This window comes from Sphingomonas sp., assembly GCF_023266535.1.
GTDB lineage: Bacteria > Pseudomonadota > Alphaproteobacteria > Sphingomonadales > Sphingomonadaceae > Sphingomicrobium.
In genome coordinates this window covers 2395-9673 of record NZ_JAHFPY010000092.1, presented here as the reverse complement: position 1 = coordinate 9673, position 7279 = coordinate 2395, and the positions used below count along the sequence as shown (strand labels likewise).

Annotated in this window: 7 protein-coding genes and 2 tRNA genes; 7 read left to right on the top strand and 2 right to left on the bottom strand. The window is 64.3% G+C overall.

The window, feature by feature from the left end:
• The 6 genes from Q0C64_RS12315 to Q0C64_RS12290 form a co-directional block, all read left to right on the top strand.
• Positions 1 to 584: lytic transglycosylase domain-containing protein (locus tag Q0C64_RS12315; protein WP_294124132.1), on the top strand; the 584-nt coding region annotated here is incomplete at its 5' end.
• Between the two features lie 42 nt (positions 585 to 626).
• Entirely contained in the window at positions 627 to 1697 is a 1071-nt protein-coding gene (locus tag Q0C64_RS12310) for a PA0069 family radical SAM protein (RefSeq protein ID WP_294124131.1), read from the top strand.
• An 80-nt stretch (positions 1698 to 1777) separates the two neighbouring features.
• A complete protein-coding gene (locus Q0C64_RS12305; protein ID WP_294124130.1) occupies positions 1778 to 3163 on the top strand; it encodes a M20/M25/M40 family metallo-hydrolase in 1386 nt (461 codons plus the stop codon).
• Positions 3163 to 3429: a hypothetical protein gene (locus tag Q0C64_RS12300; RefSeq protein WP_294124129.1), complete on the top strand. Its 267-nt coding sequence runs from the start codon at positions 3163 to 3165 to the stop codon at positions 3427 to 3429. The genes Q0C64_RS12305 and Q0C64_RS12300 overlap by 1 nt, the downstream gene beginning before the upstream one ends.
• Positions 3430 to 3476: 47 nt before the next feature.
• Positions 3477 to 3553, top strand: a tRNA-Pro gene (locus Q0C64_RS12295).
• 65 nt (positions 3554 to 3618) lie between these two features.
• Positions 3619 to 3693, top strand: a tRNA-Ile gene (locus Q0C64_RS12290).
• On the opposite strand, the gene Q0C64_RS12285 is transcribed toward Q0C64_RS12290, so the two are convergent.
• Together Q0C64_RS12285 and Q0C64_RS12280 are read right to left on the bottom strand one after the other, a co-directional pair.
• Positions 3694 to 5205 carry a HAMP domain-containing sensor histidine kinase gene (locus tag Q0C64_RS12285; RefSeq protein ID WP_294124128.1) on the bottom strand — a complete coding sequence of 504 codons (1512 nt, stop codon included), beginning with the start codon at positions 5203 to 5205 and terminating at the stop codon, positions 3694 to 3696.
• Positions 5206 to 5392: 187 nt separating this feature from the next.
• Complete coding sequence (locus Q0C64_RS12280; protein WP_294124127.1) at positions 5393 to 6676, bottom strand: tetratricopeptide repeat protein; 1284 nt, start codon at positions 6674 to 6676, stop codon at positions 5393 to 5395.
• A 274-nt stretch (positions 6677 to 6950) separates the two neighbouring features.
• On the opposite strand from Q0C64_RS12280, the gene Q0C64_RS12275 reads away from it, so the two are divergent.
• Positions 6951 to 7279: DNA gyrase subunit A (locus Q0C64_RS12275; RefSeq protein WP_294124126.1), on the top strand; the 329-nt coding region annotated here is incomplete at its 3' end.

The following is a 7279-nucleotide window of genomic DNA, read 5'->3' as shown; positions in this document are numbered from 1 at the left end:
TGCCCGGAGCGCAATTCTGGCTGGCCCATTTCGGGCAGCCTGGAGCACAGGTCGACGCGGCCGATCGCTACCCGACCCCGGATTGGACCCCCTACAATGGCTGGCGGGTCGATCCGGCGCTGGCCTATGCCCACATCATCCAGGAATCGAATTTCCGCACCGACGCGGTCAGCCCGGCGGGCGCCGTCGGCCTGATGCAGGTCCGGCCCGGTACCGCCGGCGACACGGCCCGCAGCCGTGGCACCAGCGTCAGTGCGACCAGCCTCAAGGACCCGCTGGTCAACATCGATTACGGCCAGGCGTTCATCGAGCTGATCCGCACCAACAGCGCCACCGGCGGTCAGCTGCCCAAGGTCATCGCCGCCTATAACGCAGGTCCGTTGCCGGTCGAGCGCTGGGCCTATTATGACCGCGGCGACCCGCTGCTGTGGATCGAGAGCATCCCTTATTGGGAGACGCGCTTCTATGTGCCGTCGGTGCTGCGCAATATGTGGGTGATCCAGGGCCTGGAGGGCGAACAGACGCCGACGTTGACCTCGCTCGCCCAGCATAATTGGCCCGACTTTCCTAGCCGTCGCCGTTAGTATGTTCTTGATATGTTCTGGCGCCGAGCGCATGGTTTCGCCATGCCGGTGGAGTCGATCAAGGCGCGCGGCGCGACGCGCAATGCAACGCCGACCCGCTTCAACCTGAAGGAGCGAGTCAGCGACGGCGACTGGCTCGACAACGTCGAAAGCCTGGATGGCATCGTTCCTCGCCGAACCACGGTGACGATCGAAAAACCCAAATCGATCCTGACCCGCAACAGCTCGCCCGATCTGGGTTTCGACCGCTCGATCAACCCCTATCGTGGCTGCGAACATGGCTGCATCTATTGCTTTGCCAGGCCGACCCACGCCTATCACGACCTGTCGCCGGGCGTGGACTTCGAAAGCAGGCTGTTCGCCAAGCCCGATGCCGCAAAACTGCTTCACGCTACCTTGTCGCGGCCGGGTTATGAGGTCGCGCCGATCGCGCTCGGCACCAACACCGACCCCTACCAGCCGATCGAGGAACATTGGCGCATCACCCGCTCAATCCTCGAGCTGCTGCTCGAGACCAAGCATCCCTTCACGATCACGACCAAATCGGACCGGGTGATCCGCGACCTAGACATCATCGCCCCGGCGGCGAAACTGGGAATTGCCGCGGTGGCCATTTCGGTTACGTCGCTCGATCCCAAGGTGCACCGGACGCTGGAACCGCGAGCCCCCGCACCCCGCAAGCGGCTGGCGGCGATCAGGACTTTGAGCGAGGCCGGCGTTCCGGTGTTTGCCTCGATTGCCCCGGTGATCCCGCAAATCACTGACCATGAAATCGAAGCGCTGGTCGAGGCCGCGGCGAGTGCAGGCGCGCACGGCGCGACGTTCATCCCCGTGAGGCTGCCGTTCGAGGTTGCGCCCCTTTTCCGCGCCTGGCTCGACGAACATTATCCTGATCGCGCCGCCAAGGTCATGGCGACCATCCAGTCGATCCGCGGCGGGCGCGACAACGACCCCAATTTCCACACTCGAATGAAGGGACAAGGACCTTGGGCGGAGCTGATCAGAAAACGGTTCGACATCGCTTGCCGGCGGCACGATCTGCCGCGGCTGAAGATCCCGCTGAGGCGGGACCTGTTCGAACCGCCGCAAGGCGACCAGCTTCGGCTGTTTTGATGGAAATTGTTCGAGATTTGATGGCCGATTTTCGACAAACGGCGGTGACAATGCAGCAAGCCGCCGCTAGCCCTTTGTCCATGGTTCGTTCCCTCGTTGCAGCCGCCCTGCTGGCTACCGCCGCGCCGCTATCCGCACAGGTCCATGTGTCGCCCCTGGTCGACCCCAAGGTCGCCGAGCTCAGGGACAAGGCAATGGACGGCGACAATTACGCCTGGGATATTGTTGAAGGCCTGACGACAGAAGTCGGTCAGCGCCTCGCCGGGACCGAAGCCGAGGCCCGGGCCCGCGACTGGGCCGTCAGAAAACTTACCGCCATGGGCTTCAGCAATGTCCGGGTGGAACCGTTCGACATGCCGGTATGGTCCCGCGGCCACGAAAGCGCGGAAATCCTGGCGCCCTTCCCGCAGCATATGGTGGTCGCCGCACTGGGCAACAGCGGCTCGACCGGGCCGGAGGGCGTAACCGGCGAGATCGTCGGCTTCGACAGCGTCGATGCGCTGAGCGCGGCGCCTGACGATCTGGTGCGCGGCAAGATCGTTTTCGTCGACCATCGCATGCCGGCCAACCAGGACGGCTCGGGCTATGGCGAATTTGGCGCCCCGCGGAGGCAGGGCCCGACCGTCGCCAGCAAGAAGGGCGCCTTGGCGATCGTCATCCGCTCGATCGGCACCGATCACCATCGCAACCCGCATACCGGCGTGATGGTCTTCAGCGACGGCGCCAAGCCGATCCCGGCCGGCGCGCTATCGATCCCCGATGCCGAGCAGCTGGTTAGAATCCTGAAGCGCGGCCAGCCGGTCACGATGCGGCTGGTGCTGCAAAGCCGCGTCACGAACGGACAGTCGGGTAACGTCATTGCCGAAGTTCCGGGCCGCGACCCGTCACTGCCGCCGATCCTGGTCGGCGGGCATCTCGACAGCTGGGACCTGGGCACCGGAGCGATTGACGATGGCACCGGTGTCGCGATCGCCGCGGCCGCCGCCAAGCGAATCATGGATGCCGGGCGGCCGCTCCGTACGATCCGCGTTGTGTGGTTCGGCGCCGAGGAGGTCGGGCTATTCGGCGGCAATCACTATCGCGAAAAGTACGGCAAGCAGCCGCATTACGCGCTGATCGAAAGCGACTTCGGCGCGGACAAGATCTGGAAGGTCGACAGCAAGCTGGGCGATGCCCGCAAATCCGAAGCCGAAGCGATCGGCAAGGCGCTGGCGCCACTGGGCATTGTCACCGGCAAGTTCGACGAAGCGGACGGGTCGGACATCGGCCCGATGCTGGCCGACGGCTTGCCAGGCGTCGGCCTGAGCCAGGATGGCACGCGCTATTTCGACCTGCATCACACGCCGGACGACACGCTCGACAAGATCGATCCGGCCCAGCTGAGGCAGAATGTGGCCGCCTGGACCGCGGTCCTGGCGATCCTATCGAGCGGAATCGAGGAGCCAAAAGCCAAGAAGCGGCGTTGATGCGCCCAGCAGCAATAAGCTGGGAGGAATGGAAGCGCATTTTGGTGATGATTCCGCTGTTGGCCCTGGCCGCGTGCCAGGTCAGCAAGGACGAACAGAACGGCACGGTCACCGCGACCTACAATGAAGATGTCGCGGAAAATGCCGCCGCCGATGTGGGCAACTTCGCCGAGAATGTCGCGAGCGATGTCGGCAACGAGGCCGACAGGATTGGCGACAAGGCGAGGAACGTCTCCGTCGAGGTCGATACCAACAAAACGAATTAGCCTTTCCGAGGCCATGATGCGCTGCTAGGCGCGCAATTCGCCGGCGTCGGGGAGTAGCGCAGCCTGGTAGCGCATCTGCTTTGGGAGCAGAGGGTCGCAGGTTCGAATCCTGTCTCCCCGACCATCGCGGCTCGGCACCATCAGGGGTATGGTGCCAAGTACGCGATCATGCCAATTTCCGCGACGGTGGGGCCTGTAGCTCAACGGTAGAGCTGGCCGCTCATAACGGCTTGGTTGTAGGTTCGAATCCTGCCGGGCCCACCATCACTCGCGGGCTAATGGCAGCATCAACGTCAATTGCGAGGCCGACAGGCTGAGTTCGCCGCCCGCCAGGCGGGCCAGGCCGCGGACCAGGCGAAGCGCAAAGCCGAGCCCGAGACGCGAGCCCTCCCCTTCCGCTGCCGTGGCAAATGAAGGGTCGAACAGCTGAGCTTCACCAAGGTGCAGGGTCGCCGCAGGACGGCTAGCCGCTACCGCAAGCCGGCCCCGGCCCTCCTTGGCCTCGATGTGGACCGTTTCGTGGGGCGCAGCGGATTCGATCAACGCACCAAGGAAACGCTTTAGGAGGCGGCCGGCAAGATCGCGATCGAGCCTGGCACGCAGTTGGGCCATTTGCGGCGCCATCCTCAGCTGGACACCACGGTCTATTGCCTGGCCGGCCCATTCCTCGGCCAATTCGGAGACGATCTCGGACAGTGCCGCGACTTCCCCTTCCCCGGCCTTGCGGCCCTGCAGCCGGGCGGCAAAGTCGAGGTCCTCGATCGCGCCCAGCAGCATGCGGGCCTGGGACACGATTTCCGCGGCGCGTTGACGATAATTGCGATGCGCCGGGCCCAGATATTGGCCGTCGATGATCTCGGCAAAACCGATGATCGCGTTCAACGGCGTCTTGATTTCGTGGATGGTCTCGCGAAGCGCCTCCGCGTCGCCGGCAATGCTTTGCATAGCGCCCGGCTCGGCAACGTCACATTCGCCATCGCGGCGAGCGATCCCGCGATAGCCAAGGAAGCGCCCGTCGACGGGCGAAAATGCTGGAATTCCCGACAGTCGCCATTCGCCGTCCAGCACGGGCGCTGGCAAGGTGATTGGCGTGTCCTCGAAAGGCAGGCGGTCGGCAAAAGCACGCACCAGCTCGCGCGGGGCGCTTTCCTCACCGGGAAGGCTGCGACCAATCAAGGCGCCGCGCGGTGCGCCCTCGACCCAGCCAATCTCTCCAGACGCATCGCACTCCCAGCGGAACAGGCCGGGAGTGGTTACCGGCGGCGAGACGGTGAATTGCCCAGGCGGCATCGCCTCGGCAACAGGGGGCTCGCTCTCTCGCCGGCTCTTCAGACGCTCGATCCGCGCGGCGATCTCGCCGATCGATGGATGCAGCTCGTCCTCGATCGGCGGTGCAGGTTCGACGACCGGTTCTGCAGGCGGGGCCTGTTCAACGCGAATGGTGCGCATGAAGGCCGCAACCTCCTTGCTGGCAGCCGCCATCACGTGCGACCAGCCGGCGTCGTCGAGTGGCGCGGCGGCGAGCAGCGGCGCGGCAACTTCGAGCCGGTCGCTGGCGAAAATGGCAATCAGCCGAGGCTCGGCGGCCCTGCCGGCAATGCTGCGGGCGGTGGCAGCGCGGATCGGACGAGCGACCGACCTCATGCCGGTCCGAACCATGGTCAGCGCGGCATCGAGCAGCGCCGGATCAATTTCGTCATGAGGTCGGGAAATGAGATCAACCAGCTGGCGCCAACGGACGGTCCGGTCGTGGGCGTCCGCGACCGGCTGGGTCATAACAGTCCTTAGGCGATCATCGAAACGCACTTCACTCCGCCCCTTGCAGGCATATCCCGCGCGCACGGCTTGCGGTGCGGAGCGGTTTCCCGACAGGGGGTGGAGGTTAACCATCCCAATATGGCACAAAAATCAGGGGTGCCGAATCGGCGATCCGGCACCCCTAACTTACTGACTTTGGATGGGTTTACGCCTTCTGGGCGAGATAGGTCAGCCACAGCTTGGCGACCGGCGCCTGCGCACCGCCCGCGGCGTTGAACGCAGCCGTTGCGCCCGCCTTGTCGCCAGCCCCCAGCAACGCCATGCCGAGACGAAGGTTGGCGAGATCCTTGTCGACCCCGTTCTTGGTCAGCGCGATACGAAGGAGGTCGGCCGCCTGGGCATAATCGCCATAACCGTAATAGGCCTCGGCAGTGACCATCGCTTTCCTGGCTTCGGGAGCGGCTTTGGCGGCGGTCGCCGAAGCTGCCAGCGACGCCCGGTCTCCCTGCGAGCGCGTGCTGGCCAGCGAATAGATCTGGCTGAAGGTTGCGCGACTCCTGTCGATCGCCTTGGACGCGAAGCCCTCGTCTAGCACCGCCTTCGCCTCTCCGGGAAAACCCTTTACCACCAGCGTATTGGTATAGCGGTAGTAATCATTCTCGCCCTGCAGAGCACCGACCGCGCGGGCAAGCCGCATGGAATCGATTAGTGCCGCATCCTCCTGTCCGCTCGCGTTCTGGTAGATGACGATCGTGTCGCGCCAATTCTTTTGATTCGGGTACGCCGAGACCCACTGCAGCGCTGCCGCTGGAGCCGATGGCAACTTGGCCCGGAAGGCGATTTGAAGGGCGCGTTTGTACCAGGATTCTTCCGGCTTTTGCCCGGCTGCGATCCGCGTCGCGATCGCCTTCTGAAGCAGTGCTACGCCTTCCGCGGCCCGTCCCTGCCCGTTTCGGGTTTCGGCGAGCGTCAGGGTCGCATCGATATTGTTCGGATCGAGTTGCAGCACCCGCTCAAGGGCAGGGCTGGCTTTGTCGTAAGCCTTGGCATTGTAATAGAGTTGGCCGAGGCCAAGGTTGAGCGTCAGCTGCTCTGCCGTGTTGGCATAGTCGGCCGCCAGCACCGCCTCGACGCCCTGCATCATCGCGTTGGCGTCATTGGCATCCGATGCTGCCTTGAGCTGCAGCTTGGCGATGATGTAGCGGTCGTCCTTGGTCTTGGCCTTGGCCTGCGCCGCGGCGAGCGCACCCGGAATTGCGGCCGCATCCTTGGCGTTGACCGCGGTTTGCAGTGCGACGATTTCCTTACGCGCGGCACCGGAAACAGAAGGACCCTTTTGTTCGGCTTGCGGCTCATCGCTGGACGGATTGGTCGAGGGCGTGGGCGGCCTCGACGGCGCAGGAGTGCCATATTGCGCTGCTGCCGGGCTGGCGAGTGAAATGCTCGCCGAAGCAATCAGCAGGCCAAGGTTGGTGGAGGTCAGCTTCATTCCAGTCTCCTGATGCGCTGCTCCTGCTCTTCAGGGCAGCGCGAATTTCGTGGGATGCCGGGAAAGCCCCATAGACTCGTCGCCCGGTTGCGAAAAGCGCCAATAGCGAAACGGGCATGAACTCATATTGAACCAGCCGGTTCGCGCGCGTGCGCGCTACGCGCGCGGGGGTGGCGCTGGACGCACCTATCGGCTAGCAGGATCGAGGGGCGCCTGGACTGAAAATCGGGCGATTCTCCCGCGTCCATTACCAGCAAGAACGACAGGATCCATTTTGGCGACCCAGCCTCCCGCCGACGAGCATCAGCACGGCGACATTGCCCCCATCTCCATCGTCGAGGAGATGAAGACCAGCTACCTCGACTACGCCATGTCGGTGATCGTGAGCCGCGCGCTGCCCGACGTGCGCGACGGTTTAAAGCCGGTCCACCGCCGCATCCTCCATGCCTGCCAGGAGGCCGGCTACGTCGCCGGGAAACAGTACCGCAAATCGAGCCGCATCGTCGGTGACGTCATGGGTAAATACCACCCGCACGGCGACCAGGCGATTTATGACGCGCTCGCGCGCATGACGCAGGACTGGTCGATGCGCGTGCCGCTGAT

Bases quoted from the DNA above. Each gene is read 5' to 3' on its own strand.
- Q0C64_RS12305 (WP_294124130.1), top strand. From the start codon at position 1,778: ATGGTTCGTTCCCTCGTTGCAGCCGCCCTGCTGGCTACCGCCGCGCCG.
- Q0C64_RS12310 (WP_294124131.1), top strand. From the start codon at position 627: ATGCCGGTGGAGTCGATCAAGGCGCGCGGCGCGACGCGCAATGCAACG.
- Q0C64_RS12280 (WP_294124127.1), bottom strand. From the start codon at position 6,676: ATGAAGCTGACCTCCACCAACCTTGGCCTGCTGATTGCTTCGGCGAGC.
- Q0C64_RS12285 (WP_294124128.1), bottom strand. From the start codon at position 5,205: ATGACCCAGCCGGTCGCGGACGCCCACGACCGGACCGTCCGTTGGCGC.
- Q0C64_RS12300 (WP_294124129.1), top strand. From the start codon at position 3,163: ATGCGCCCAGCAGCAATAAGCTGGGAGGAATGGAAGCGCATTTTGGTG.